The following is a 25924-nucleotide window of genomic DNA, read 5'->3' as shown; positions in this document are numbered from 1 at the left end:
TGGGCCGCCCTCGGGCCGGGGAGATGCCATCCGTGCGACGTCCGGCGGGTCGGCGGAGTCTTCCTGACGGGTCAAGACATCGTCAGTCGGTGCACCCCGTCCGCGCGGCAGCCGGCAACGGGGGCTCGGTGAGGGCACGCCGTTTCGCCAGCGGCGGCGGCGGCGGCGGCGGCGGCGGCGGCGGCGGAACGTAAGCCTGGCTCGGCGGAGGAGGCGTTCGCCATCCTGGCGCAGGTGTCGCAGGACTCCAACCGGAAGTTACGCGAGGTCGCCGAGTCGCTGGTCGACCGCGCGGTGAACTGGCCACGGGACTGACCGGCCCGCCAGGGTCAGCGCGGTACCTCGCGCCAGCCGGCGCCGCTGCCGCGCCACGCCCCGGCCAGGATGCTCGCCGAGCCCCGGCTCGGGCACTCCTGGATCTTCGACCGGCCGGCGGCACCGCCGATCTGGGCCTGCACCTCCCAGCGCTGCCCGTCGGTGCGGATGTAGACGTCGCGGCGCCCACGAGGGGCGCTCACCCCGTTCCACCAGTGCTCCTCGACCATCACGTGGTGACGGTATCTCAGCACCCGACCGGCCCGCACCTGCCGGTACGGCCCGATCCCCGGCTCGGCGGCCCCGGTCGTTTCCGTCCCGGTGCGCGGGGTACGCGCCGACCATGCCCGAGGGCCACCTCATCCACCGGTACGCGCGGGAGCAGCACGATGCGCTCGCCGGGCGTGACGTCAGCCTTTCCAGCCCGCAGGGCCGGTTCGACCCGGCCCCGTACCTGGGTCGGCCGCTGCGAGCCGTGGAGGCGGACGGCAAGCACCTGCTCTACCACTTCCCCGACGCGCCCGTCCTGCACGTCCACCTCGGCATGCGCGGGCTGTTCCTGCGCTACGACGACCCGGCCGTGCCGCCGCGCCCCGGCACCCGGCTGCGGCTGGCCGGCCCGACGGTGGCGTACGACCTCATCGCGCCCATCCGCTGCGAGCCGCTGCCGGCGGACGCGGAGCGCGCCCTGCGGGCCTCGCTCGGGCCGGACCCGCTGCGCGCCGACGCCGATCCGGTCGAGGCGGTCCGCCGGCTCACCGCAAGCGGCGCGCCCGTGGGCGCGGCGCTGCTCGACCAGGCCGTCTGGGCCGGCATCGGCAACGCGTGGCGGGCGGAGCTGCTCTTCCTGGCCGGGTTGGATCCGGACGCCCGGTCGGTCGGCGTCCCGGCGGCGGAGCGGCTGTGGCGCCTCGCCGTCGCCCACCTCGCGCTCGGCCGGGACCTGGGCCAGGTGGTCAGCGACCCGACCGCGCCGGACGAGCGGTGGGTCTACAAGCGGGAGCACTGCCGCCGCTGCGGCAGCCCGGTGCGGACCTGGCAGGTGGGCGGCCGGACCGCGTACGCCTGCCCGGTGGACCAGCCGGTCGGTTAATTCGGTTGGCGGCCGGCGCGCCGCTGGCTAGCGTCGCCGCCAACGTCACTCCGACTGCCTGAAGAGGGTGTTTTGGTGCCCGTGCCGAGCGTTTCCCGCCTCGTTCCGACGTCCGCACCCTTTCCCTGGAGTGACCGCATTGGATCTGCCACGTAGCTTCACCATCCGCGAGGGCGACCTCCGGATCCTCAACCCGTTCGACGACGCCAAGCTCGCCACCCTCGGCCGGGCCATCAGGCTCCGGCCCGGCGCGTCGATCCTCGACCTGTGCAGCGGCAAGGGCGAGCTGCTCTGCACCTGGGCCCGGGACCACGGCGTCACCGGCACCGGGGTGGACATCAGCACCGTTTTCACCGCCGCCGCCCGGGAACGCGCCGCCGAACTGGGCGTCGCCGACAGGGTCCGGTTCGTGCACGGCGACGCCGCGACCCACGTACCCGAGCAGCGCGTCGACCTGGCCGCCTGCATCGGGGCGACCTGGATCGGCGGGGGTGTGCCCGGCACCCTGGAGATCCTGGAGCGCGCCCTGCGCCCCGGCGGGATGGTCCTGGTGGGCGAGCCGTACTGGCGGCTCGACCCGCCCGACGAGGAAACCGTGGCCGGGTGCCACGTCCGCTCCCGGGACGAGTTCCGGGACCTGCCCGGCCTGGTCGGGCTCTTCGGCGAGTGCGGCTGGGACCTGGTCGAGATGGTCCTCGCCGACCAGGACAGCTGGGACCGGTACGCCGCCGCGACCTGGCTCAGCCTGCGGCGCTGGCTGGACGCGAACCCCGACGACGAGCTGGCCGGCGAGCTGCGCCGGGAGCTGACCGAGGGCCCGCTGCGCCACGTCCGCTACCGGCGCGAATACCTGGGCTGGGGCGTCTTCGCCCTGCTTCGCCGCTGAGCGGCCGGGCCGGCTCCCGGCGTCGACCGGGAGCCGGCCCGCACCGGCTTAACGGCCGGCTACGCAGGGTAAAGCGCTGTTCATGGGACAGCTGCGCACGTCGCCACCGCCGCCGCGAGCCACCGAGCTGGAGCAGTGGGTGCTCGACACGGCGGAGGAGCTGCGTGGCCTGCGGGCGTCGCTGCGCGAGGCGCTGACCCGGCACGGCCTGGTGCAGGGCGAGGACCTCGACGAGGTGCCCCACCTGGTGGTGCTCGTCGCCACCGAGCTGGCGACCAACGCGCTGCGGCACGGCCGGCCGCCGACGATCGTCACGCTGCTCGCGGCCGACGACTGCTTCCTGCTCGACGTGGCGGACCACGATCTCGGCACCGTCCCCGGCCAGGGTGACGTCCACCCGCTCGACTCGGGCGGCCGCGGGCTGATGCTGGCCGAGTCGGTCTCGCTCGCGGTCGGGTGGTACGCCACCGACGAGACCAAGAACATCTGGGCCTCGTTCCCCCGCTGACCTGTCACGAATTGCTTAACAAATTGTTCTCCACTTAATGTGATCTGCTTTACACCGTCCGCAGTGAACGGCTCGTAGGGTCCTTTGCGAACCGCCCGGGAGAAACCCTCCCGCCGGTCGTCCCGAAAACGCGGGAGATCCCCGCGACTATTCGCAAAGGACCTGAACAGATGCGCAAGCTACCCCTCGTCCTGGCCGGCGTCGCCGGCGTCGTGCTCGCCCCGTCCACCGCCCACGCCGCACCCCCGGAGCCGGCCACCGCGCTGCTGGGCACGTACGGCTTCGGCCGCGCCTCCGTCATCGGTGAGGCCGGCCGGACCGCCGGCGCGTGGGAGGCGTTCTCGGTGCGCTCGGGCTTCGCCGGCGACGACCTGATGGTCACCTACCGGCCCCGCACCGAGGCGTACCCGGCGGAGAAGCAGGTCTACACCGCCGTCTTCAACGAGGTGCCCGACGCCCAGGCCGAGTGCCGGCAGGTCGGTGCCGAAGGTGTCGCGCGCCGGGTCTGGGTGTCGTTCCGCTGCCGGACCGGCTTCGCCCCCAGCTACACGCTGTTCGTGCGCTGACGCCGCGGGCGTCGATTTCCTTCCGGCATTCCGCCGGCCCCGGCTAATTGCGCCGGAACCCATTCCGAAAAGCCGCCGGCACACCCGCGGGCGACGCTTTTCGTATCGCCACCACACTTCCGGTGGCGCCATCAGGAGTAGCCGATGAAACGCCTCGTCTCCCGCACCCTCGGCGCCCTCGTGGGCGCCGGCCTCGCCGTGGCGGCGGCGGCTCCACCCGCCGCCGCCGCGGACGACACCTTTCACCTGGCCGCAGGCGGCGCCACCGCCGACGGCACCTACCGGCTCGTGATGAGCATTCCCGAGAACCCCGTCCCGCCGATCGCGCTCGACGGGACCCTCGCGGTCAACCAGCGGCACCGCTGCGCCGTGGTCCAGATCGCCCACAACGGTCCGGCGGACGGCCTCGAATGGCGCACGCTGACCCGCCTGTGCGGGCGGGGCAGGACCAACTTCCAGGCCCGCGCCGACTACCTGCGTGGTGGCTTCCCGCCGCGCCTGCGGCTCTGCGCCGGGCGGACGGTGACCCAGGCCGAGCAGGGCGATCGCTGCGACGTCCACGTCCCGCCGTCGCAAAGCTGAGTCCCCGCCGGGGGCCGTTGCGCACCGCGGCAGGTGCGGAACGGCCCGCCGGGGCGGGGCCTCAGGCGCGCGCCGAGCCCCGCGCCGGGCAGTCGAGCTGGACGCGCAGTTCGCTCAACTGGTCGGCGATCTGCCGGCCGGTCGGAGTCTGCGGCGGGGTGGCGCGGTAGGTGTCGTCGAGCGTCACCACCAGGGCGCAGAGGTTCTGCACGGAGTGTCGGGCGACGGCGTTGGCGTACACCATGGACGAGATGGTCGCGACCACGGCGAACAGGAACGATGCGATCATGAGTCGGGTGGTGCGGGAGGCCGGGTGCCACTGCGGGGCCGTCATGTCACTCACCCCTTCCGCAGGGCGGCGGCGATGGCGACGGCGGCGGCCGTGAGTCCGGCAAGGGAGACGCAGACGACGAGCTGGTCATATCGCCGGCGCCATTGTGCCGCAGCGAGAGCAGCCCCACGCCCGCCGGAATCCCCAGGATGGTCACGTACGTCCCCAGGAGGACGGCGTTGGCCTGACCGGGCGGCACGATTGTCGTCTGGTGGACGATCCCGCCGAGACCCACGAAGATGCAGCCGCCATCGAGGAGGATCCTCATGGCTCGCTCTGTTTTCATCGTCCACAGCCCTAACCCCTCCGTCGCCACCGCTGTCGGTCGCCCGTCGGTCGGACAGGGGGCGAGGTGCCAGCAGGCTCACCGAAGCCGGTACGCCCGACGCCGTCCGCTTCCACCGGGTCCAGCCGGCGAAAGGGACTGTCCCCAGGCGACGCACTGCGTCGGGCGCACTCCAACCGTAGGCACCCATGTGCGCAAAACCCCAGGTCAGAGGCACTATCTGCAATTTGCGGCCGGGCCGTACCACCCGCCATCCGACGGTCGTCGCCGGCCGGGTCAGTCCTCCGCCGGGATCGGGTCGTCGTACTGGCCGGAGGGGCCGCTGTGCACGGCGCCGCCGACGCGGGGCCAGGCGTTCGGAAGGCACCCGTGCAGGCCGAGCGTCTGCTGTTGCATCACCGGCGCCGGGCCGCCAGTCCGGGGGCACAGTTCGTGGCCCCGACCGAGCCGGTGCCCCACCTCGTGGTTGAGCAGGTACTGCCGGTAGACGCCCAGGTCGGGGAACTGCGGCACGCCGTGCACCCAGCGGGCCACGTTGATCACCACCTGGTCGCCGTTGCGGCAGGAGGTGTAGTGGTCGGTGGTGTCGGCGCAGAGCCGACCCCGGGTCACCGGCGTGGTCAGCAGCACCGTGAAGTCGGCGGCATCGTCGCGCCCCACCCGTTGCAGCCGCCACCGGCCGCCACCGGTCCAGCCGCGCGGATCGGCAAGAGTGACCGCCACTTCCCGGGCGAACCGCTCCACGTCCACGTTCTCGATGCCGCCCTCCACGGCGACCCGGTAGCGGAGCAGCTCGCCGCCGCGGCCGGCCACCGCGCCGACGCCGGTGGCGGTGCGGAACCGGCCCGTACCCCGGTCCGGATAGCCGATGCCCGGCGGCACCCGGCCGGCGGCCGGCACCGGCGGCGCGGCAGGCGTGGTCACCGCCGGGCGGGCCGGCCCGGCGGCCGGCGCGGCGGGCCGCACGCCGGCCGCGACCAGCAGGTCCGGGTGGCGCCGGGCCGCGTACCCGGCGAGGCCGGCCGCGACCAGCAGCACCACCAGCGTCGAGACGCCGGCGCGGGACGCCCGCCGCCGGCGGTGCAGACCCCGGTCCCGCCCGCCCCGCCCGCTCACGTCGCTCTCCGTCCGTCGCGCCCGCCCCGATCCGGTCAGGAGTACGGACGCCGGGCCCGGACGGATGAACGGTGAGCGCGGTCACCGGTCGGCGTGGTGCCCGCGCCGGTACCGTTCGTTCCCGGGTGCGCGACCCGCCACCTGCCGCCAGAGAGGGAGCCACCCGTGCCGGATGCCGACCAGGTGCTCGCCGACGCCCTCGCGGCGGCCCGCGGTACCGACGTGCGCGCGGCCGAACGGGCCCTGGACCGGCTGGTCGTCGGCGACCCGCCGGCCGTGGACGCGGCGCTGCTCACCCGGCTGACCCGCGGCGTGGCGCGGCTCTGGCCGCGCGGCTGGCAGCCCGTGGACCTGGAGCGGATCGCCACCCGCCGGCTGACCCCGCGGGGCGCCCGGCTGCTCCGGGACGTGCTGGCCGCCCACCGGCGCGCGATGCCCGACCCGGTGCCCTCCTGGTTCGACGACCAGCTCGCCGAGCTGGGCGCGCGGTGGGACGGCGACCCGGGCTGGCTGGACCGGCGTGCCGAGGGCGACCGGATCAGCGCGCTGCGGGACGCCGTCGACGCGCTCGCCCTGGTGGCGGGGCTGCCACCGATCGCGGTGCTCCGCCCGCCGCCCGGCGGACCGGCCGCCACCGCGCGCCCCACCGCCCCGGCCGCCGGCTCGCGGATGCTGGACCGGGTACGCGCGCTGCTGGCCAAGGCCGAGTCGACCACCTTCCCCGCCGAGGCGGAGGCGCTCACCGGCAAGGCGCAGGAGCTGATGGCCCGGCACAGCATCGACGCCGCCCTGCTCGACGCCGCCGCCGAGCACCCCGACCGGCCCGGTGGCGTGCGGATCGGCACCGACGCCCCGTACGCCGCGGCGAAGGCGCTGCTCATCCAGGAGGTGGCGGCCGCCAACCGCTGCGAGTCGATCTGGTCCGACGACCTCGGCTTCGCCACCGTGCTCGGCTTCCCGGCCGACCTGGCCGCCGTCGAACTGCTGCACACCTCGCTGCTGGTGCAGGCCACCGCCGCGATGCTGCGCGGCCGGGGCGAGCGCCGCACGGGCAGCGGCCGGCGCACCAGGGGCTACGACGAGTCGTTCCTCAACGCGTTCGCGCTGCGGATCGGGGAGCGCCTGCGGGCGGCCACCGCGACCGCGGCGGAGGAACGGGCCGACGACCGGCTGCTCCCGGTGCTCGCCGCCCGCTCGGACGCCGTCCGGGAGCGGGTCGACCAGCTCTTCCCCGGCGTCACGCGGCACCGGCTCCAGGTCCGCGACGCGGAGGGCTGGACCTCGGGCACCACGGCCGCCGACCGCGCCTCCCTCGACGCCGGCGCCCCGACGCGCCGCCCGTTGCGCGGCGGCCGCTGACATTTCCTCGGGGAAGATGTCGGATCAGGCGAGCCGGCTCCGACCCGTCTGCGAGAGGCGCCACCGCCGGTGGCCCCGACCCGAGGAGTACACCGTGAAGTACATGCTGCTGATCTGGAACCGGCCCGGCTTCGTCGAGGAGCTGTCCGAGGAGGAGCGGAACGCGATCTTCGGCGAGGTCGACGTGATTTTGAAGGAGCTGACCGAGTCCGGCGAGCTGGTCGGCGGTGAGGCGCTGGCCCACCCGGCGCAGACCCGTACCGTCCGGTCCGCCGCCGGGGGCGGCACCGAGGTCACCGACGGGCCGTTCCTGGAGAGCAAGGAGCAGTTCGCCGGCTACCTCACGGTCGACTGCGAGACCCCGGAACGGGCCGCCGAGATCGCCGCGCGCTGGCCGGACGTCGCGCACGGCGTCGGCGTGCTGGAGGTGCGGCCGGTGATGGAGCAGTCCGGGACGGAGATGTGACCGACCGGGCGGTCGAGGACCTGCTGCGCGCCCTCGCGCCGCAGGTCCTCGGCGTGCTCGTCCGCCGGCACGGCCAGTTCTACGCCTGCGAGGACGCCGTCCAGGAGGCGCTGCTCGCCGCCGCGACCCAGTGGCCGGCGCAGGGCGTGCCGGACCATCCCCGCTCGTGGCTGGTCACCGTGGCGAGCCGCCGGCTCACCGACGAGTGGCGCAGCGAACGCGCCCGCCGGGACCGCGAGGTCGCCGTGGCGGTCCGGGAACCGGCGTACGCGACGGTCGCCCCGGCCGCCGACGAGGAGCCGCCGAGCGGGGACGACACGCTGAAGCTGCTCTTCCTCTGCTGCCATCCGGCGCTCACGGTCAGCGCCCAGGTGGCGCTCACGCTGCGGGCGGTCGGCGGGTTGAGCACCGCCGAGATCGCCCGGGCGTACCTGGTGCCCGAGGCCACGATGAGCCAGCGGATCCGCCGGGCCAAGCAGCGGATCGAGGCGGCCGGAGCCCGGTTCGCCATGCCCTCGGCGGCCGACCGCGACGCCCGGCTGGGCGCCGTGCTGCACGTGCTCTACCTGATCTTCAACGAGGGATACACCGCCTCCAGCGGCGCCGAGCTGCACCGGGCCGAGCTGACCGGCGAGGCGATCCGGCTGGCCCGGGAGCTGCGCCGGCTGCTCCCCGACGACGGGGAGGTGGCCGGCCTGCTGGCCCTCATGCTGCTCACCGACGCGCACCGGGGGGCGCGTACCGGCCCGGGCGGTGAGCTGGTGCCGCTGGCCGAGCAGGACCGCAGCCGCTGGGACCGGGCCGGGATCTCCGAGGGCGTCGCCCTGGTGACCGAGGCGCTCACCTGGTCGGCCCCGGGCCCCTACCAGGTGCAGGCCGCCATCGCGGCGGTGCACGCCGAGGCGCCCACCGCGGCCGACACCGACTGGCCGCAGATCGTCGCGCTCTACCGGGTGCTGGCCCGGCTCGCGCCGAACCCGATGGTCACCCTGAACCAGGCCGCCGCGGTGGCCATGGTCGACGGCCCCCGGGCCGGGCTCGCCCTGCTGGCGCCGTTGGACGCCGACGAGCGGACCGCCGGCCACCACCGGCTCGCCGCCGTCCGCGCCCACCTCCTCGAACTGGCCGGCGACCGGGACGCCGCGCGGGCCGCCTACCTGGCCGCCGCCCGCGCCACCATCAGCCTGCCCGAGCGGCACTACCTGGAGGTACGCGCCGCCCGGCTCGCCGACGACCGGTGACGCTCAGAACAGCCGCCCGCGGTACGGGTGCGGCCGCCCCCACCGCTCCTCCCACTGCACCAGCTCGGCCTGCCAGCCGGGCAGGTCGGGCCGGTACTCACGGATGAGGTCGGGGTTCTCCGGGCGGCTCACCAGGAACCGCCAGTACGCCTCGACCGCCTCGCGCACCTCGTCGAGCGAGTACCGGCCGCCCTCGCCCGGGACCCACTCGTTCCGGAACTCGACGCCGCCGGCGGTGAAGCGGACCTCGTACTTGTCGCTGTCCCACTCGTCCTCGAGCGGCCGGCCGTGCGCCACGTCGTCGACCATCGCGAGGGCGTCGAGGCAGACCGACTGGTAGACCGAGATGTCGGTGATCAGCCAGGCGCCGAGCGCCCGGTAGCGCTGATCGGTCACCTCGAACAACGGCAGGCGGAACTCGTCGAGCGAGAAGGTGATGAACGCCAACAGAGGTCCTTCGGATCAGGGGACGACCGGCCATCCGTGGGTGAAGCCGCCCGAGCCATTGTAGAAACCCTCGATCACGAGGTCCTTGTACTTACCACGCCACATCTGGGTGCCCGGCACCGGCCTCGCGCCCTGGAAGGCGCCGCTGATGGCGTTGTCCACCTGAGCGGGCGTCCAGTCGTCCGGGAAGAAGGAACTCTCCCCGCCGTTGCCCTTCTTCGGCTTCCAGGCGCCGTGCGGCGGGTTCATCGTCGGGTCGAAGAACTCGGGCTTGGCCCGGTACGCCCCGGTCTTCGGATCCCGGACGACGGTGCCCGGCTGCAGCCTGCGGCCCGGGAAGTCCTCGCCGCCGGGCCGGTAGTGGTAGCCGGACCCCTTGGGCATGCCCGGCTTCACATGACCACCGAAGACGTGTTCGGTGAAGTGCGGGTTCATCCGGTCGGGCCGGTTGCGCGTCCTGGTGCGCTTGAGAAAACGCAACGCGGCCCGCATCAACCGGCCGCCGGCCTTGCCTCCGCTCATGCCACGTCACCCGTCGAGGAGTTTCCACAGCACCTCTTGGACGAGGTTGCCGACGATGGTCCGGGCCAACTGCTGGAAGATCGGGATCTCCAGGAGCGAGGCGCCGAAGGTGACCGCCGCCGTGGCGATCGCCTGGGCGATCTGGATGGCGAGGATGACCAGCTGCACGATCACGGCGATCTTCAGGGCGAGCACGATGGCCCCGCAGATGATCAGCCCGGTGCCGGTGAGCACGGCCGCGGTCACCCCGTCGCGGAGGCTGTCGGCGGGGCTGTCCTCGCGGTTCCACCAGGACTGGAAGGCCGTGATGTCCTGGCCCGTGTGGTTGGACCAGACGGCGGTGGCCCCCGTGTTCGCCTCGGCCACGACGCCGGCCAGGGTGCCGGAGAAGCCGATCCAGGCGTTGCCCATCTCGAAGAGCTTGACCTCGTCCGCCTCGGGCCAGGTGTAGCCGAGGATGCCGAGCAGCGAGCGCAGCTCGCCGGGCAGTTCCAGACCCACCGTCAGCCTCCCAGCGCCTGTCGCAGCCCGTCGAAGCCCTGCGTGATGGAGGCTTCGATCTCGGCGTAGCGGGCGGCCATGCCGGTGAGGTCGGTGCCGGCGGCGGCGATCTCCTGGAGCGCGGTGTCGAAGCACTCGAAGGCGAACGCGGAGACCTCGTCGTGGGCGGCACCGATCAGCGAACCGATGTCGTCGGAGCCCCAGGGCCGGCCGAAGGCGGCCAGCTCAGCCTGGAACGCCGTCAGGGCCTCGCTGAAGCGGGTGGCCACGTCGCCCAGCGCGCGCCCGGAGCCATCCAGCCCGTCCGGGTCGACCTCGATCGCCATCAGCGGCCGCCCTGGCCGGACAGCCGGTCCTGGGCCTGGACCAGCGCGTCGGTGAAGGTGGTGAGCTGCCGGCCGGCGTCCTCCTGGATCCGGCGCAGTTGCTCGCCGAGGGAGCCCAGGTCGACCTGGCCGGGGACGGCCGCGGTCGCCTTCTCCTGGAGGTCGGCGAGCGCGGCGTTGACCGCCGCGGCGATCTCCTCGGCCAGGGACTCGCTCGGCAGCCGCATCGCCCGGGGGTCGAGGGTCAACGCGGTGATCCGCCCGGGCGGACCGGCGGTCACCCGGACCAGGCCGTCGGCCGCCTCGCCGACGCCCTCGGGCGGCGGGGGCGTCTCGCCGTCGGCGCCGGCGGTGAACCGCCCCAGCGCGGACATGGTCTCGGACAGCACGCGGCCGAGGCCGGATGGATCGACGGGTTGGGCCATGGGCGTAGCTCCTCCGGGGTCGAGGTCCCCCCGCATGCTACGCAGTTCGCGCCAACCGGGGTGACCCCCGGTGAGCGACTGTGGACTGTCCGATGTGGAGCAGAAAGCCGTCGTGGGCCCGGCCGGCGGTTGCCGGCCCGGCCCACGAGGACGGATTGCTCAGCTCTTGAAGGCGTCCTTGATCTTCTCGCCGGCCTGCTTGAGGTTGGCGGCCGCCTGGTCGTTGCGGCCCTCGGCCTCGAGGCGCTCGTCGTCCGTGACCCGGCCGACGCCCTCCTTGACCTTGCCGGCGGTGTTCTCGGTCGCGTTGTCGATCTTGTCGTCGATGCCCATAAGAACCTCCACTCAGCGGTTTCCCTGACGTCAGTGGAGTACCCCGGCGCCCACCGTCCGAATCCCCGGCCCTCAGCCGACCGGGCGGAAGCGCCGCAGCCGGAGGCTGTTCGCCACCACGAAGACCGACGAGAAGGCCATCGCGGCGCCGGCGATCATCGGGTTGAGCAGGCCCGCGGCAGCCAGCGGCAGGGCGGCCACGTTGTAGGCGAAGGCCCAGAACAGGTTGCCCCTGATGATCGCGAGGGTGCGCCGGGAGAGCCGGATGGCGTCGACGGCGGCCGTCAGGTCGCCCCGCACCAGGGTCAGGTCGGACGCCTCGATGGCCACGTCGGTGCCGGTGCCCATGGCCAGCCCCAGGTCGGCCCGGGCGAGCGCGGCGGCGTCGTTGATCCCGTCGCCGACCATGGCCACGGTCCGCCCCTCGCCCTGGAGCCGCTCGACCACCGCCACCTTGTCGGCCGGCAGCACCTCGGCGATCACCTCGTCGATGCCGACCTCGGCGGCCACCGCCTTCGCCACGGTGGCGTTGTCGCCGGTGAGCAGCACCGGGGTGAGCCCCAGCTCGCGCAGCCGGGCGACGGCCGCCCGGCTGGTCGGCTTCACCACGTCCGCCACGGCGAGGACGCCGCGCGCCCGCCCGTCCCAGCCGGCCAGGACCGCCGTCCGGCCGGCGGCCTCCGCGCCGGTCACCGCCCGCACGACCTCCTCGGGTACGTCGAGACCGCGCTCGCGCAGCAGCCGGAGCCGCCCGACCACCACCTCCCGGCCGTCGACCGTGCCGGTCACGCCGAGGCCCTCGGCGTTGGCGAAGCCGGTCACGGCGGGCAGCGGCCCCGCCTCGGCGGCGCCGTCGGCCACGGCGCGGGCGATCGGGTGCTCGGAGCCCCCCTCCAGCGCGCCCGCGAGCCGGAGCAGTTCGGCGGCGTCCTCGCCCCCGGCGGGCAGCACGTCGACAAGCGTCATCTTCCCGGTGGTGACGGTGCCGGTCTTGTCCAGCACCACGGTGTCGACCTGGCGGGTGGACTCCAGCACCTCCGGGCCCTTGATCAGGATGCCGAGCTGGGCGCCCCGCCCGGTGCCGACCAGCAGCGCGGTCGGCGTGGCGAGCCCCAGCGCGCACGGGCAGGCGATGATCAGCACCGCCACCGCGGCGGTGAACGCGGCGGTGGCGCCGCCCCCGGTGCCCAGCCACCAGCCCAGCGTGCCGGCGGCCAAGGCGATCACGATCGGCACGAACACACCGGAGATGCGGTCGGCGAGCCGCTGCACGGCCGCCTTGCCGGTCTGCGCCTGCTCCACCAGCCTCGCCATCTGCGCGAGCTGGGTGTCGCCGCCCACCCGGGTGGCGCGGACGACCAGCCGGCCGCCGGCGTTGACGGTGGCGCCGACCACGGTGTCGCCCGGCGCGACCTCGACCGGCACGGACTCGCCGGTGAGCATGCTGGCGTCGACGGCCGAGGTGCCCTCCTCGACCACGCCGTCCGTGGCGACCTTCTCACCGGGGCGGACCACGAACCGGTCGCCGACCACGAGCTGCTCCGCCGGGATCCGGGTCTCCTGCCCGCCGCGCAGCACCGCGACGTCCTTGGCGCCCAGCTCGAGCAGGGCGCGCAGGGCGGCGCCGGCGGTCCGCTTCGAGCGCGCCTCGAAGTACCTGCCGGCCAGGATGAACACCGTCACCCCGGCGGCCGCCTCCAGGTAGATGTTGCCCGCCCCGTCGGTGCGGGTGATGTCGAAACGGAACGCGTGGGTCATGCCGGGCATCCCGGCGTCGCCGAGGAAGAGGGCCCAGAGCGACCAGCCGAACGCGGCGAGGGTGCCGAGCGAGACCAGCGTGTCCATGGTCGCCGCGCCGTGCCGCAGGTTGATCCAGGCGGCGCGGTGGAACGGCAGCCCGCCGTAGACCACGACCGGGGCGGCCAGGGTCAGCGACAGCCACTGCCAGTAGTCGAACTGCCAGGCCGGCACCATGGCCAGCACGATCACCGGCACGGTCAGCACGGCCGACACCCACAACCGGGTACGCAGCCCGCGCAGCTCGTCCACCGGCTCGGCCGGCGCCCCGGCGGCGACCTGCGCGGGCGGCGGCGGGACGACGGCCGTGTAGCCGGTCTTCTCCACGGTGGCGATCAGCTCGGCCGGGCTGACCTCGTCGGCGTACCGGACGGTGGCCTTCTCGGTGGCGTAGTTGACCGTGGCCTCCACGCCGTCCATCCGGTTGAGCTTCTTCTCGATCCGGGCGGCGCAGGAGGCGCAGGTCATGCCGCCGATCGCGAGTTCGATCAGGTGCGGCGCGACCGGCAGGGACTTCGCGGATGTCATCGCGTCACCTCCGGTCAGTTGTGCCCGTGCCCCGGGGTGCCGTGGCCGGCGTCCGGAGTCGGTGCGGTCGTGGGGGCCGGCGCGGCGGGCGCCGGCGTGGCCTGGTCCCCGGCCAGCACGGTGAACTCGGCGGTGTGCACCGCGTCGCCGTGCCGGAAGTCCAGGTAGAGACGGTACGCGCCGGACGAGGGCACCTCGGCGGCGAAGGTGACCGCCGGCCCGGCCGGGGTCCGCCCGTCGCCGGGCGCGCCCTCCGGGTGCACGTGCAGGTACGCCAGGTCGCCCTGGCGCAGCGCCACCAGGTGCCCGTACGCCCCGAGGTAGGGCTGAAGGTCGGTGACGGGCCGGCCGTCACGGCTGACGGTCAGGGTGAGCCGGCTGGTCCGTCCGGGCTGCGGGGCGCCGGTGAGGGTGACCGTGTAGCCGTCGACCGTGGTGCGGGTCACCGGCGCGGGCAGCGGCCGGTGCTCCAGCGCGCCGGGGACGGTGACGTCGACCCCGAGGGTGAGCGGCTCGCCGCCGGTCGGGGTGAAGTCGGCGAACGCCCGCCAGACGCCGGGTCCGGCGAGCGGCGAGGCGACCCGCCAGGTACCGTCGGCGGCCAGCTCGGGGTGGACGTGCCGGAATCCGGAGAGGTCGCGGCGGGCCACGATCAGGTGCATGCGCTTGTCGTGGGCCACGTCGTAGCGGGTGACGGGCCGGCCGTCCGGGCCGGTGATCCGGAAGGCGAACTCGCTCGCGGGGGCGGTCACCGGCTGGAGCGTGTAGCCGCGGTCGGAGACGAGCAGCCCGCCGGGCAGGTGGGCGGTGGCGATGGCCGCGTGGCCTCCGTCGCCGTGGTCGGACGCGCCGGAGTCGTGTCCGGCGTCGGTGGCGTCGTGGCGGGTCTCGGCGGCCGGGGTGACGGGGCCGGCCAGGTGGCCGACCCCGTACGCCGTGCCGAACACCGCCGCGAGCCCGAGGGCGAAGCCGCTCAGCTTCGTCGCCGTGTTCATCGGGGCACCTCGGTTCCTTCGGGTCCGCGGAACCGTCACGCCCCGACGAGGTCGTAACCGGCCTCGTCGACGGCGGCGCGGACGGTGTCCGTGTCCAGCGGGCTCCGGCTGGTGACGGTGACCCGGCCGGAGGCCAGGTCGACCTGGACGTCGGTGACGCCCGGCAGCGCGCTCACCTCGGCGCTCACCGAGTTGACGCAGTGCCCGCAGGTCATGCCCTGCACCTGGTACGTGGTGGTGACCATCGCGCATCCTCCCTTTCCGCCGCTCCCGTTACCGTTACCCGGTGGGGGTATCGGCCACGAGACGACCGTACCATACCCCCGAGGGGTACGCTATCCTTGGCGTCATGACCGCACCGACGACCCCGACCCGGGGCTACACCGCCAGCAAGGACCAGCTCCTCGCGCGGCTCCGCCGCATCGAGGGCCAGGTTCGCGGCATCGAGAAGATGGTCGAGGACGACCGTTACTGCATCGACGTGCTGACGCAGATCTCCGCCATCCAGGCCGCGCTCGACAAGGTCGGCCTCGGCCTGCTCGACGGGCACGCCCGGCACTGCATGCACGAGGGCGCCGCCGAGGGCCGCGCCGACGAGATGGCCACCGAGATGATGGCCGCCGTCGGCCGCCTCATGAAGCGGGGCTGACCGGCCCGGCGGATCTCCCCGGGCGGCACCGGGAGCACGCAGGCCGCATGGTGACACTCCGCAGCGTGACGGCGGATCTCAAACGCGATCCTGGTCACGCAGGGCGAGGACGAATTCTCGCTATTGGTCGGCTTCCGGACGTAGAACACCGGGAGGACTCTCGGGTAACCTCGCTGCCGGTCACCGCCGAAGGCGCGCACCGGCGCCAGCGGTGCCGCCGCCCAATCGCCCGCGGGCGAGCCGGGGAACCAGGTACATGGGGTGAATCCGCGCGAGCGGTAGGGGCCACTTCCGTCCCGAACCCGTCAGCTAACCCGGTCGGCGGCCGACGGAAGGGAACACTGTGACGGCACCCCTGCGCCGCTGGCTGACCCCCGTGGTGGCCGTGCTGGCCGCGATCACCGTGCTGGCGGGGCCGACCCCGGCGACGGCCGCTCCGAGCACCCCCACCCCCTCGGGGCACTCCGAGGAGGAGGACGACCCCCTCATCACCGAGGCCATCGACGCCGCCAACCGGGCGTACCTCCAGGCCAAGGCGAAGCTCGACACGTCGCGCAAGCGTCAGCTCCAGCTCGCCCTCGAGGTCAAGGCGGCGCAGAGCGAGCTCGACGCGCTGAGCCCGCAGGTGGCCCAGATCGCGGCGCAGTCCTACCGCACCGGCCGGATGGGCGCCATGGCCATGCTGATGGAGAGCAACACGCCCGACTCGTTCGTCCGGCGGGCGGCCGCCCTCGACGAGCTGAACCTGCTGAACTCGCAGAAGCTCGCCGCCATCAACGCCGCGAAGACCCGCGCCGAGCAGGCCAAGATCGCGCTCGACATCGAGGTCCGCGAGCAGGAGAAGCAGAAGAACGCGATGGCCCGCGAGAAGGCCGAGACGGAGAAGGCGCTGAAGCTGGTCGGCGGGATCGGCTTCACCGGCGGCCTGGTCTCGGCCACCTCGCCGGTGGCCCGCGTCGGCCCGGGCCGCACCTCGGACGGCGACTGGAAGCCGGAGTCGTGCAGCGAGAACGACCCGACCACCTCGGGCTGCGTCACCCCGCGCACGCTGCACGCGTACAAGGAGGTCAAGCGGGCCGGCTTCAACCGCTTCGTGGGCTGCCACCGCAACGGCGGGCCGTTCGAGCACCCGAAGGGCCGGGCCTGCGACTGGTCGTTGCAGAAGAGCGGCTTCTCCTCGTGGCGCACGAAGGACCAGCGGATGTACGGCAACAACGTCGCCGCCTTCCTCATCCGCAACGCGGACCGGCTGGGCATCTACTACGTGATCTGGAACCGGCAGATCTGGTTCCCGGCCACCGGCTGGAAGTCCTACAGCGGGCCCTCCGACCACACCGACCACGTGCACATGTCGCTGCTCTGACGACGTACGCCGAAAGGGGCCGGCCCGCGACGCGCGGGCCGGCCCCTTCGACGTCTCCTGACGGCCGTCAGGTGGCGAGCGCCGGGTCCGCGGGCGCGGCCGGGGCGGGCACCGGGATGGCGGGCGCGCCGGTCGGGGCCTGTGCCACGGTGCGCACCTCGCCGGCGCTGAGCCGGTACGACAGGCCGACCACCGTGCACCGCCCGGCGGCAACCGCGTCCGCGAGGACGACAGACCGGGCGAGCATCGTCTCCACGGTCTGGGCGATGTGGATGTCGACGATCCCGTCGAGGTCCTCGACGCCCTCCCGGCCGGCCCGGAGCAGGCTGGGCGCGACGGCGTCCACCACCGCGCCGAGGTGCCCGGACGGCGACGTGCCGGTGCGGACCGAATCGCGGGCGGCCTGGACCGCGCCGCACGAGTCGTGGCCTAGCACCACCACGAGCGGGGTGCCCAGCACGGTCACCGCGTATTCCACGCTGCCGAGCACCTCGGGGCCGGCGGTGTGGCCGGCGGTGCGGACCACGAAGAGATCACCGAGGCCCCGGTCGAAGATGATCTCGGCGGCGAGCCGCGAGTCGGAGCAGCCGACGATCACGGCGAACGGGTGCTGGCCGTCGGCGACGGCCGCCCGGTGTCCGGCGTCCTGGTTGGGATGGCGCGGGGCGCCGGTGACGAACCGGTGGTTACCGGCGTAGAGCTCGGCGAGCGCCTGCTCGGGAGTGGTCGGCGACACTGATCCTCACCTCGTCCTCGCGCGAAAACGCCCTGGTCAGCCGGCCGGCGACGGAGGCGGCCTCGGCACCCACGGTCACACGCAGTCCAAGGTACGTCAAGATTTACGTGATACGGATTTCATACGTCGGCGCGATCTTGACGGCGGCCCCGGCAGCCGCCTCGACAGGACCGGGACATCCGGGAGCCATACCATGACCATCATGGCGACGACACCAGGTGAGAAAGGCAGCGGCCGGAACTGGACTTTCCTCACCAACCACGGGCACGTGCTCCTGGCCATCGCCCGTAACCCCACCGCCCGGCTGCGGGACGTGGCCGACGAGGTGGGGGTCACCGAGCGGGCCGCCCAGGCGATCGTCGCCGACCTGGAGGCCGGCGGCTACCTCCGCCGCACCCGGGTGGGCCGGCGCAACGAGTACACGGTCAATCCGAACGGGCACTTCCGGCACCCGGCCGAGGCGGACCAGCAGGTGGGTGCCCTGCTCGCCCTCTTCACCGCCGAGCCGCTCCCGGAGCCGGCGTCCGGGAGCTGAGCGTTCCGCGTACGCCCGTCACCGCGCGGCGGGCGCGGCGACGGTAATCTCACCGCGTGCGCGACAGCTTGCGGCCGGACGGGACGACGAAGCGCGTCCGGACCGGACACCGGATCCGATCCGTCCTCTCCGGAGCGGCGGTCGTCGCCCTGCTCGGCGGCGTGCTGGCGGTGCCCGCGCCCGCCCTGGCGGCCCCGAGGTGCGGCCCGCCCGGCGGCCCCGCCCCGACCGAGCCGCCCTGGGCGCTCAACCGGCTCGACCCCGCCGCGGCCTGGCGGGTCACCAAGGGGCAGGGGGTCACCGTCGCGGTCATCGACTCCGGCGTCTCCCCCACCCACCCGCTGCTGCGCGGCCGGGTGCTCTCCGGTGAGGACTTCAACCAGCTCGCCAAGTTCGACGGCCAGTGCGACCTGGTCGGCCACGGCACCCTGATCGCGGGCATAATCGCCGGCCGGGAGGGCACCGGCGCGCCGTACACCGGGATCGCGCCGGAGGCGAAGATCCTGCCGGTCCGGGTGCTGGCCGACAGCCAGAAGGCCTACGACGAGTCCATCCCGGCCGAGATCGGCAAGGCCATCCGCTGGGCGGTCGACCACGGCGCCGAGGTGATCAACCTGTCCCTGGTGACGCTCGACGACCCGGCGCTGCGGCAGGCCGTCGACTACGCGCTCGGCAAGAACGTGATCCTGGTGGCCGCCGCCGGCAACCGGCAGGAGAACCAGCAGGACCAGCCGGCCTACCCCGCGTCGTACCCGGGGGTCATCGCGGTCGCCGGCGTGGACGAGAGCGGCGGGCACGTCGGCAGTTCGGTCACCGGCAACTATGTGGACATCGCCGCGCCCGGGCTGAACATCGTCGGCCCGGCCCCGGACGGCACCGGCTACCGCGCCGAACCGCAGGGCGGCACCAGCTACGCCACCGGGTACGTCTCCGGCGTAGCGGCGCTGGTGCGGGCCGCGCACCCGGACCTCGGCCCGAAGGACGTGGCGTTCCGGCTCACCCGCACCGCCGACAACCCGCCCGACGGGCACAACGCCCTGGTCGGCTACGGGGTGGTCAACCCGTACCGGGCCGTGACCAGCCTGCTGGGCACCCGCAGCGACCCGCCGCTGGGCGCGATGCCGGCACCCGCGCCGCACGACGACCCGCTGGCCTGGCAGCGCACCGTGGCGATCTGGGCGGCCGTGATCGGCGCGGTGCTGGCCGGGGCCCTGCTGGCGCTGCGGCCGATCCTGGTGCGGGGCCGCCGGCGCGGCTGGCGCCCCGGCCGGCGCGGCGCGCCGCAGGACGCCTGACCGCCCCGGGGCCGGCTCACGCCGGACCCGGGCCGGGAAAGCACCACGGCCCCGACCCCGGCGTGAGCCGGAGCGGGGCCGCAGCGGGTCGGTCGGGTCAGCCCCAGACCTTCGAGTTGCTCATCTCGGTGGTCATGTAGTTCTCGCGCGCGATGCCCACCGCGCCACCGATGTCGTTCAGGACCTTGTTGATGTCCCGCACGGCGGCGTCCCACTGAGCCTGGTGCTGCTCGTAGGCCACGCGGTCCTGGCCCTCCCACTCGAGCTTCGTCAGCATCGAGCGCAGCGTGTCCAGCTTCTCGTCGATGGTCCGCGAGATGGCCTGCATCTGCTGGTTGCTGCTCTCGAGGACAGCGTAGTCAACCTTGATGCTCATCGATTCCTCCTCTGCCTGTCTTCGCGGATCACGGGTTGAGAGCAGAGTGGAACTTGTCCAGCATCTGCTGCTGCTCTTCGTCGTTGACCTGGTGCGTCGTGCCGGACTTGTCAAGCAGGTCGGCGATGTTGTCCATCGCCGTCAGCAGCTTGCTCGTGTCCTCGTTCCAGCGCTGCATCAGGTTCTGGAAACCCGTGGACGCCCCGCCCTTCCAGGCCATGGCCAGGTCGTCGACGACGTTCCACAGTTTCTTCAGCTCACCGTCGACGTCGCTGCGCGTGGACCGCACGTCACTCGCGGCGGTGTGCAGGCTCGCTGCACTGACCTCGAACGCCATGCTTCACACCCTTCCGTCATCTCTGTGGCGGCGGATCCGCCGCGCCCCTCCCCCGCGGCAAGGCGTACACACCCCACCGACGGACACTTCAATCGAACCGTAGCGGACAACGTCCAACTCGCGCAGCCCTGCTTCCCCATGGCGCACAACGCCGTCCGGTGGACAGACCGTACGACGTGGACGGTCGCGGCCGCCAGCGGACGGTCAGGACGGCCGTCGATACGACCGCACGTGCATCACCACGCCGAAGACCAGCACCACCGCCAGCAGCGCCACGAACAGCCACAGGACCGGCTTGTCGACCACCCGGTCGAGCACCACCGGGATCAACGCCGCGACCCCGGTGAGCAACACCACTTCGCCGGCCCGCTTCGCCCACGCGGCGCGCGACAACTGGGCGACCAGCGCCAGCCCGAGGAAGACCGGCACGGTCACCAGGAAGTACACGAAGAGCACCAAGGTCACCGCGGACCCCTTCCGCCGTCACTGGTAGAACTTGGAGTCCTGCACCCAGTCGATCTTGATGTCCTTGATGTCCGGGTCCTGGCCCGTGGCCGCCCAGCCGGGACGGGAATCCGACACGAAGGCGAACCGGTCGTTGCCCTGGAAGCCGCCGACGACCGCGGAGAACAGCGCGCTGATGTCGCCGAAGACCAGCGCCAGGATCGCCGCGCTCGCCGCCATCCCGGCCACGCCGATCGCCTCGGCGATGGGCGCGGTCGGTGGGAACGCCTGGAGGGCGACCGAGGCGATCACCGCGATGAGGATCGGGATGAGCGCGTCGACCAGCGCGTTGACCGCGTCGTTGAAGGCGTCCCGGGCGGCGGTGAGGGTGTCCCGGTTGGCGTTGAACGCCTCCGCCAGCGAGTTGATCTCAGCTCCGAGCTTGCGGAGGAAGAGGTCGAACGCGTCCCGGTCGTCGAAGTCCCACTCGGCGTCCGACGGCGGGACCTGCTCCAGGGCCGCCCCGAACTGGTCGCCGCCGAGCAGCCGCGCCGCGTCGCCCCACTCCTTGATGGACTTGTTGACCTCGTCGTTGTCGAACGTCTCCAGATAGGCGATGGCGGCACCCAGCGCCCCGGCGAAGACCAGCCACATCCAGTTGGCCCGGGCGGCCGGCAGCAGGCCGCGCACCGGCGCGGTCGCGGCGGCGACCGTGTGCGTGCCGGTCACCGTGCCGGCCGCGTTGGCGATCAGGATCTCCGACATCAGCAGCTCCCCCCGTCACCCGCCCGGCCGGTCACTTGACCACCCAGGGCTGGTCGGACTTCTCCCAGTTCTTGGCGGTCTGCTCCAACTGCTCGGCCGCCTTGTGCAGGTGCTCGATGCCGGTCCTGACGTTCTTGAGGTGCCCGTCCACCGAGGCGTTGTGCGCCTGCACGGTGCCGCCGCCGAAGAGGGTCAGCGCGCCGTCCGGCAGCTTCACGCTCTCCAGCAGCGCCTGCACGTTGCGCAGGTACTGGATCGGGCCGTCCGGAGCGTCGAGCTTCTTGCTCGCCTTGCGGATCGCGTCGACGTCGACCTTGTTCGCCACCGCGTCTCCTCCCTGGTCAGCGGCGCAGGCCGCGGGTCGGGTCGGTCAGGTCCACGCCGAACTCCCGGAACCAGTCCTCCGGGGTGAGGTTGCCCGTCTGCGCCCGGCGGACCAGCTCCGAGCCGCCCAGCACCTCGGTCATCAGCTCCTGCTGCCGCTCGGCGAAGGCCGCGTACGCCGCGTCGATCGCGGCCTGGAGCGACTCGGCCAGGGTGAAGCTGTCCAGCCGCATGGCCCGGGCGTTGACGTCGATGCCGCCGACCTTCATGTCGCCGTCGACCGTCACGCGGACCAGGCCGTCCGGGCTTTCCCCGGTCACCCGCAGCTCGGCGCGCTGCTGCTGGAACTCCGCCAGCCGGCGCTGCTGCTCCTGCGCCTGGCGCAGCAGGTTCTCCACCGCGCCACCGGCGCCGCCGTAACCCCACGGGCTGCTCACGACTGTTCTCTCCTCAGCTCGACGGTCGGGCCGACGCTACCGGACCCGCTCCTCCGACGTCCGCCCCGTCAGGCGGGCTCCGTCCACGCGGTCTGGATGAGCTGCTGGCCGTCCCGGCGGCGGACCAGGGTGCCCCGGCCCGGCGGCTGCGGGCTCGGCCGCAGGTTGCCGAACACGGCACCCTCCTCGCGGCTGCCGGACATCAGCAGGCCCGGCGAGTCCAGCTCGCGCAGGCGTTGCAGCACCGGCTCGTAGAGGGCGCGGGCCACACCGCCCACCCGGCGGGTGATGATCAGGTGCAGGCCGATGTCCCGCGCCTGCGGCAGCAACTCGTGCAGGGCGCTGAGCGGGTTGTTGCCGCCGGAGGCGACCAGGTCGTAGTCGTCCACCAGGATGTAGAGCTCCGGGCCCTTCCACCAGCTCCGGTCGCGCAGTTGCGCGGTGGTCACGTCCGGCCCGGGCAGGCGGTTTTGCAGCGCGCTGCGGATCGAGCCGAGGCCCTGGCTGAACACCTGGTTGGACGGCGCGTAGTCCAGCAGGTGGTCACCCTCCACCGCACCCAGCAGGCCACGCCGGTAGTCGGCGATGACCAGCCGGGCCTGCGCCGGGGTGTACCGCTCGGCGATGCCCCGGGCGATCAGCCGCAGCAGGTTGGTCTTGCCGCACTCGGCGTCGCCGAACACGGTCAGGTGCGGCTCGGTCGTCAGGTCCAGGTAGACCGGGGCGAGCGCCGACTCGTTGACACCGATCGGGATGCCCGGCGCCGACCGGTCGACCACCTTCGCCAGCTCGGTGACGGCCAGCTTCCGCGGCAGCAGCCGCACCTTCGGCGCCGGCCGGCCCGGCCAGTTGGCCGCGACGTGCCCGGCCAGGGCCACCGAGGCCTCGGTCAGGTCCTCGATGTCGCGCTTGCCGTCGATCCGCGAGACGCCGGTGAGGAAGTGCAGCTTGTCGCGGGTCAGACCGCGACCGGGCGTCCCGCCCGGCACGTTCTGCGCGGCCCGCCGGTCGATCTCCGACTCCGCCGGGTCGCCGAGCCGCAGCTCCAGCTTGGTGCCGAGCAGGTCCCGCATGTTGATCCGGATCTCCGCCCACCGCACGGCGGTGATCACCACGTGGATGCCGAAACCGAGCCCCCGGTTGGCCAGGTTGGTGATGGTCTGCTCCAGCTCCTCGTACTCCTGGCGCAGCGTGTTCCAGCCGTCCACCACGAGGAAGACGTCGCCGAACGGGTCGTCGGCGAACTCCCCGGCCGCGCGGCGCCGGCGGTAGCTGGCCACCGAGTCGATGCCGTGCTGGGTGAACCGGTTCTCCCGCTCGTCGATGACGGCGACCACCTCGGCCACGGTCCGGCGGACCGCCTCGACGTCGCGCCGCCCGGCGACCCCGGACATGTGCGGCAGCCCGTCCAGGCTGCGCAGCGCGCCTCCGCCGAAGTCGAGGCAGAAGAACTGCACCTCGCGCGGGGTGTGGGTGAGCGCCAGCGAGGCCAGCATCGTGCGCAGCATGGTGCTCTTGCCGCTCAGCGAGGCGCCGACGATCACCACGTTGCCGCCGGCGCCGGCCAGGTCCACCATCATCGGGTCGCGGCGCTGCTCGTACGGGCGGTCGACGATGCCGACCGGCACGGTGAGCCGGCCCCGCCCCGGCCAGTTCGCGGTGGTCAACCCGAACGTCGGGTGCACGGCCAGCGGGGGCAGCAGCTCCGCCAGGCTCGGCGGCTCGGCCAGCGGCGGCAGCCAGACCTGGTGCGCCGGGCGGCCCCGCCCCTGGAGCCGGTCGATCAGCACGTCGAGCATGGCCACGGCCTTGCCGTCGCCGGTCTGCTCCGGCTCGGGCGCGGTCTCGGCCGGGCTCGGCAGGGCCGGCGCCGGCACGTAGTCGATGCCGTACGGGACGATCCGGCGCTGCACCTGCGCCCGGGTGGACCGCTGCACCTGCCCCGGCGCCCGGTACGGGCCGGACACGTAGGCGGCCCGGAACCGGAGCATCGTGGTGGTGTCGGTCTTCAGGTAGCCGTGGCCCGGCGCGTTGGGCAGCTCGTACGCGTCCGGCACACCCAGCACGATCCGGCTCTCCACCGCCGAGAACGTCCGCAGGCCGATCCGGTACGACAGGTGGGTGTCGAGGCCCCGGAGTTTTCCCTCTTCCAACCGCTGGCTCGCCAGCAGCAGGTGGACGCCGAGCGACCGGCCGAGCCGGCCGATCATCACGAAGAGGTCGATGAAGTCCGGCTTCGCGGCGAGCAGCTCGGAGAACTCGTCACAGATGATGAGCAGGCTGGGCATCGGCTCCAGCGGCTCGCCCGCGGCCCGGGCCTTCTCGTAGTCGTAGCGCGAGACGTAGTTGCCGGCCGCGCGCAGCACCTCCTGCCGGCGGTTCATCTCACCGGCCAGCGCGTCCCGCATCCGGTCGACCAGCGGCAGCTCGTCGGACAGGTTGGTGATGACCGCGCTGGTGTGCGGCAGCGCGTCCAGCGAGGCGAAGGTGGCGCCACCCTTGAAGTCGACAAGGACGAAGTTGAGCTCCTCGGACGAGTGGGTCACGGCCAGCGCCGCGACGACCGTACGCAGGAGTTCGCTCTTACCGGAACCGGTCGCGCCGATCACCAGGCCGTGCGGGCCCATGCCCTCGTGCGCGGACTCCTTGAAGTCCAGCTCGACCACGTTGCCGTCCGGCCCGACGCCGAGCGGGATGCGCAGCCGGTCCCGGTGGCTGCGCGGCCGCCAGGTCTGCTGGGTGTCCACGGTGGCCGCGTCGCCCACGCCGAGCAGGTCCGGCAGCTCCATGCTGCGGGCCAGCGGCTCCTCGGTGCTGGCGCCCTGCTGCTGGGAGAGCCGGTAGGGGGCGATCTGCCGGGCCAGCCCCTCGGCGGCCGCCATGGTGAGCCGGTCCGGCCGGCCCAGCCGGGAGGTGGCTGTGCCACGGACCAGGTCCAGCCCGCTGCCGTTGCCGGTGTCCAGGCAGAGCAGCCAGCGGCCCGCGTCACGCGGCACCGTGCCGGAGAGGTCGATCACCGTGGCGCCGAGCAGGCCCGGCCCCATCAGCGCGCAGGTCGGCGAGACCTCGCCGCCGTCGAGCACCACCACGAGGTGCGGCGCCGTGGTGAGCGGCTTCGCCTCCGGGGCGAACCGGGGCCGGCCACCCAGCTCGTTGGCGAGCGCCGCCTCCGCCTCGGCCAGGCTGGCGAAGACCATCCGCCGCGCGCCGGCCGCGTCCGTACGCCCCGGGTGCTGGGCGTGCGGCAGCCACTTCACCCAGTCCCACGCCGGCTGCCGGTCCGGCGCGGCCACCACGGCCACCAGGAGGTCGTCCGGAGCGTGGAAGGTGACCAGCTGGGCCAGCGCGGCCCGGGTCAGATCCAGCACCGGCTCCCGGTCGCCGCGCAACGCGATCCGGCTGAACGCGCGCAGCGACAGCGCGGTGGGCAGGTCCGGCACGCTGGAATGGGCCCGGACGAACCGGCGCAGCGCGATCGCGCTCATCGGCTCCAGGTCCTCCACCGGCTTGGTCTCCGGCGGCACGATCTCCACGGCCAGCCGCTGCGGGCCGAGCGCGATCCGCACCTCGCCGAAGTCGTCCTCGGTGATCCGCCGTTCCCACAGCCGGCGCGAGGCGGCGACCGACCAGAGCGCGTCCGGCTCCGGGTGCCGCCAGGTCATCGCGGCGCGCTGCTGCTCGGCGGCGCGCCGGGTGCGCTTGCGCATCTGGGCCAGGTAGCGCATGTAGTCGCGCCGCTGGGCGTTCAGCTCGGCCTTGTCGTTGCCGCCGTTGCCGAGCGTGCCGACCGCCATGCCCAGCATCGACACGCCGAACAGGCCGCCCGCCACGTACGTCATCATGCCGCCGCCGCGACCGGCGTAGAGGAAGGCCATCGCGCCGACGCCGCAGAGCATCGGCAGGATCATCAGCACCTGACCCATGCCCTTGGCCTGCGGCTCCGGCAGCTCGGGCGGGGACTCCAGCAGCACCTCCCCGCGCGGCAGCGCGGGCCCCGGTTGACGCGGAAGCCGGCGGAACACCACCGTGCTCACGGCTGT

Annotated in this window: 32 protein-coding genes, 1 pseudogene and 1 riboswitch; of the genes and pseudogenes, 13 read left to right on the top strand and 20 right to left on the bottom strand. The window is 73.5% G+C overall.

The window, feature by feature from the left end; all coding sequences use genetic code 11:
- Window positions 1-198 precede the first annotated feature (198 nt).
- Window positions 199-315 (top strand): annotated as a pseudogene (locus tag ACZ6PY_RS02845) (ANTAR domain-containing protein); the annotation flags it as partial.
- A 14-nt stretch (window positions 316-329) separates the two neighbouring features.
- Here the strand turns inward: ACZ6PY_RS02845 and ACZ6PY_RS02840 are convergent.
- Window positions 330-545, bottom strand: a complete 216-nt coding sequence (locus ACZ6PY_RS02840; protein WP_262287456.1) for a hypothetical protein — start codon at window positions 543-545, stop codon at window positions 330-332.
- Window positions 546-658: 113 nt separating this feature from the next.
- On the opposite strand from ACZ6PY_RS02840, the gene ACZ6PY_RS02835 reads away from it, so the two are divergent.
- The 5 genes from ACZ6PY_RS02835 to ACZ6PY_RS02815 all read left to right on the top strand — a co-directional run bounded on the left by ACZ6PY_RS02835 (window position 659) and on the right by ACZ6PY_RS02815 (window position 3950).
- A complete protein-coding gene (locus ACZ6PY_RS02835; RefSeq protein WP_466068627.1) occupies window positions 659-1408 on the top strand; it encodes an Fpg/Nei family DNA glycosylase in 750 nt (249 codons plus the stop codon).
- Window positions 1409-1538: 130 nt separating this feature from the next.
- Window positions 1539-2294, top strand: coding sequence for an SAM-dependent methyltransferase (locus ACZ6PY_RS02830; protein WP_466068625.1), 756 nt, complete (start codon window positions 1539-1541; stop codon window positions 2292-2294).
- Between the two features lie 82 nt (window positions 2295-2376).
- Window positions 2377-2802, top strand: coding sequence for an ATP-binding protein (locus tag ACZ6PY_RS02825; protein WP_466068623.1), 426 nt, complete (start codon window positions 2377-2379; stop codon window positions 2800-2802).
- Window positions 2803-2972: 170 nt separating this feature from the next.
- The gene (locus tag ACZ6PY_RS02820; protein ID WP_466068621.1) at window positions 2973-3368 is read left to right on the top strand and encodes a hypothetical protein; all 396 of its coding nucleotides are present in this window, start codon (window positions 2973-2975) and stop codon (window positions 3366-3368) included.
- Between the two features lie 144 nt (window positions 3369-3512).
- Complete coding sequence (locus ACZ6PY_RS02815) at window positions 3513-3950, top strand: hypothetical protein (RefSeq protein ID WP_466068620.1); 438 nt, start codon at window positions 3513-3515, stop codon at window positions 3948-3950.
- Window positions 3951-4011: 61 nt separating this feature from the next.
- On the opposite strand, the gene ACZ6PY_RS02810 is transcribed toward ACZ6PY_RS02815, so the two are convergent.
- Together ACZ6PY_RS02810 and ACZ6PY_RS02805 are read right to left on the bottom strand one after the other, a co-directional pair.
- A complete protein-coding gene (locus ACZ6PY_RS02810) occupies window positions 4012-4284 on the bottom strand; it encodes a hypothetical protein (RefSeq protein WP_466068618.1) in 273 nt (90 codons plus the stop codon).
- A gap of 559 nt (window positions 4285-4843) precedes the next feature.
- Window positions 4844-5605, bottom strand: coding sequence for a DUF3152 domain-containing protein (locus ACZ6PY_RS02805; protein WP_466069382.1), 762 nt, complete (start codon window positions 5603-5605; stop codon window positions 4844-4846).
- A 243-nt stretch (window positions 5606-5848) separates the two neighbouring features.
- Between ACZ6PY_RS02805 and ACZ6PY_RS02800 the strand changes: the two genes are divergently transcribed.
- The 3 genes from ACZ6PY_RS02800 (at window position 5849) to ACZ6PY_RS02790 (ending at window position 8749) form a co-directional block, all read left to right on the top strand.
- Window positions 5849-7042: a DUF2786 domain-containing protein gene (locus ACZ6PY_RS02800; protein WP_466068616.1), complete on the top strand. Its 1194-nt coding sequence runs from the start codon at window positions 5849-5851 to the stop codon at window positions 7040-7042.
- Between the two features lie 103 nt (window positions 7043-7145).
- A complete protein-coding gene (locus ACZ6PY_RS02795; RefSeq protein ID WP_466069380.1) occupies window positions 7146-7508 on the top strand; it encodes a YciI family protein in 363 nt (120 codons plus the stop codon).
- Window positions 7505-8749, top strand: coding sequence for an RNA polymerase sigma factor (locus ACZ6PY_RS02790; protein ID WP_466068614.1), 1245 nt, complete (start codon window positions 7505-7507; stop codon window positions 8747-8749). Before ACZ6PY_RS02795 ends, ACZ6PY_RS02790 begins: the two co-directional genes overlap by 4 nt.
- Before the next feature lie 3 nt (window positions 8750-8752).
- Here ACZ6PY_RS02790 and ACZ6PY_RS02785 read toward each other — a convergent pair whose 3' ends face one another.
- The 9 genes from ACZ6PY_RS02785 to ACZ6PY_RS02745 form a co-directional block, all read right to left on the bottom strand.
- Window positions 8753-9196, bottom strand: coding sequence for a hypothetical protein (locus ACZ6PY_RS02785; RefSeq protein WP_466068612.1), 444 nt, complete (start codon window positions 9194-9196; stop codon window positions 8753-8755).
- A gap of 15 nt (window positions 9197-9211) precedes the next feature.
- A complete protein-coding gene (locus ACZ6PY_RS02780; protein ID WP_393356240.1) occupies window positions 9212-9718 on the bottom strand; it encodes an EndoU domain-containing protein in 507 nt (168 codons plus the stop codon).
- A 6-nt stretch (window positions 9719-9724) separates the two neighbouring features.
- Window positions 9725-10219 carry a WXG100-like domain-containing protein gene (locus ACZ6PY_RS02775; protein WP_466068611.1) on the bottom strand — a complete coding sequence of 165 codons (495 nt, stop codon included), beginning with the start codon at window positions 10217-10219 and terminating at the stop codon, window positions 9725-9727.
- A 2-nt stretch (window positions 10220-10221) separates the two neighbouring features.
- Window positions 10222-10545, bottom strand: a complete 324-nt coding sequence (locus ACZ6PY_RS02770) for a hypothetical protein (protein WP_262287454.1) — start codon at window positions 10543-10545, stop codon at window positions 10222-10224.
- Window positions 10545-10970 (bottom strand): YbaB/EbfC family nucleoid-associated protein, encoded by a 426-nt coding sequence (locus ACZ6PY_RS02765; protein WP_466068609.1) that lies wholly within the window; start codon window positions 10968-10970, stop codon window positions 10545-10547. Before ACZ6PY_RS02765 ends, ACZ6PY_RS02770 begins: the two co-directional genes overlap by 1 nt.
- A gap of 159 nt (window positions 10971-11129) precedes the next feature.
- On the bottom strand, window positions 11130-11303 hold the full coding sequence (locus ACZ6PY_RS02760) for a CsbD family protein (RefSeq protein WP_466068607.1): 174 nt from the start codon (window positions 11301-11303) through the stop codon (window positions 11130-11132).
- A 72-nt stretch (window positions 11304-11375) separates the two neighbouring features.
- A complete protein-coding gene (locus ACZ6PY_RS02755) occupies window positions 11376-13628 on the bottom strand; it encodes a heavy metal translocating P-type ATPase (protein WP_466068605.1) in 2253 nt (750 codons plus the stop codon).
- Window positions 13629-13642: 14 nt separating this feature from the next.
- The gene (locus ACZ6PY_RS02750) at window positions 13643-14623 is read right to left on the bottom strand and encodes a hypothetical protein (protein ID WP_466068603.1); all 981 of its coding nucleotides are present in this window, start codon (window positions 14621-14623) and stop codon (window positions 13643-13645) included.
- Window positions 14624-14658: 35 nt separating this feature from the next.
- Window positions 14659-14868, bottom strand: a complete 210-nt coding sequence (locus ACZ6PY_RS02745; protein WP_466068602.1) for a heavy-metal-associated domain-containing protein — start codon at window positions 14866-14868, stop codon at window positions 14659-14661.
- Window positions 14869-14972: 104 nt separating this feature from the next.
- Between ACZ6PY_RS02745 and ACZ6PY_RS02740 the strand changes: the two genes are divergently transcribed.
- A complete protein-coding gene (locus ACZ6PY_RS02740; RefSeq protein WP_046568942.1) occupies window positions 14973-15272 on the top strand; it encodes a metal-sensitive transcriptional regulator in 300 nt (99 codons plus the stop codon).
- Between the two features lie 208 nt (window positions 15273-15480).
- Window positions 15481-15611, top strand: a riboswitch (cyclic di-AMP (ydaO/yuaA leader).
- Between the two features lie 4 nt (window positions 15612-15615).
- Entirely contained in the window at window positions 15616-16635 is a 1020-nt protein-coding gene (locus ACZ6PY_RS02735; RefSeq protein WP_466068601.1) for a coiled-coil domain-containing protein, read from the top strand.
- A gap of 67 nt (window positions 16636-16702) precedes the next feature.
- Here the strand turns inward: ACZ6PY_RS02735 and ACZ6PY_RS02730 are convergent, their stop codons facing one another.
- The gene (locus ACZ6PY_RS02730; RefSeq protein WP_466068600.1) at window positions 16703-17371 is read right to left on the bottom strand and encodes a carbonic anhydrase; all 669 of its coding nucleotides are present in this window, start codon (window positions 17369-17371) and stop codon (window positions 16703-16705) included.
- A 193-nt stretch (window positions 17372-17564) separates the two neighbouring features.
- Between ACZ6PY_RS02730 and ACZ6PY_RS02725 the strand changes: the two genes are divergently transcribed.
- Complete coding sequence (locus tag ACZ6PY_RS02725) at window positions 17565-17906, top strand: helix-turn-helix transcriptional regulator (protein WP_466068598.1); 342 nt, start codon at window positions 17565-17567, stop codon at window positions 17904-17906.
- A 56-nt stretch (window positions 17907-17962) separates the two neighbouring features.
- Complete coding sequence (gene mycP / locus ACZ6PY_RS02720; protein ID WP_466068597.1) at window positions 17963-19201, top strand: type VII secretion-associated serine protease mycosin; 1239 nt, start codon at window positions 17963-17965, stop codon at window positions 19199-19201.
- A 97-nt stretch (window positions 19202-19298) separates the two neighbouring features.
- Here the strand turns inward: mycP and ACZ6PY_RS02715 are convergent, their stop codons facing one another.
- The 7 genes from ACZ6PY_RS02715 to eccCa form a co-directional block, all read right to left on the bottom strand.
- The gene (locus ACZ6PY_RS02715; protein ID WP_313723330.1) at window positions 19299-19577 is read right to left on the bottom strand and encodes a WXG100 family type VII secretion target; all 279 of its coding nucleotides are present in this window, start codon (window positions 19575-19577) and stop codon (window positions 19299-19301) included.
- A 28-nt stretch (window positions 19578-19605) separates the two neighbouring features.
- Window positions 19606-19914, bottom strand: coding sequence for a WXG100 family type VII secretion target (locus tag ACZ6PY_RS02710; RefSeq protein ID WP_262283188.1), 309 nt, complete (start codon window positions 19912-19914; stop codon window positions 19606-19608).
- Window positions 19915-20118: 204 nt separating this feature from the next.
- Window positions 20119-20379 carry a hypothetical protein gene (locus tag ACZ6PY_RS02705; protein WP_466068594.1) on the bottom strand — a complete coding sequence of 87 codons (261 nt, stop codon included), beginning with the start codon at window positions 20377-20379 and terminating at the stop codon, window positions 20119-20121.
- A gap of 18 nt (window positions 20380-20397) precedes the next feature.
- Entirely contained in the window at window positions 20398-21123 is a 726-nt protein-coding gene (locus tag ACZ6PY_RS02700) for a hypothetical protein (protein ID WP_262283190.1), read from the bottom strand.
- A 31-nt stretch (window positions 21124-21154) separates the two neighbouring features.
- Window positions 21155-21448, bottom strand: coding sequence for a hypothetical protein (locus tag ACZ6PY_RS02695; RefSeq protein WP_466068593.1), 294 nt, complete (start codon window positions 21446-21448; stop codon window positions 21155-21157).
- 16 nt (window positions 21449-21464) lie between these two features.
- Complete coding sequence (locus ACZ6PY_RS02690) at window positions 21465-21884, bottom strand: YbaB/EbfC family nucleoid-associated protein (RefSeq protein WP_466068591.1); 420 nt, start codon at window positions 21882-21884, stop codon at window positions 21465-21467.
- 68 nt (window positions 21885-21952) lie between these two features.
- Entirely contained in the window at window positions 21953-25918 is a 3966-nt protein-coding gene (gene eccCa / locus ACZ6PY_RS02685) for a type VII secretion protein EccCa (protein WP_466068589.1), read from the bottom strand.
- Window positions 25919-25924 lie beyond the last annotated feature (6 nt).

This window comes from Micromonospora sp. NPDC048907, assembly GCF_055586885.1.
The sequence above is the reverse complement of the archived record's forward strand: the minus strand, read 5'-3'. Positions and strand labels throughout refer to the sequence as shown.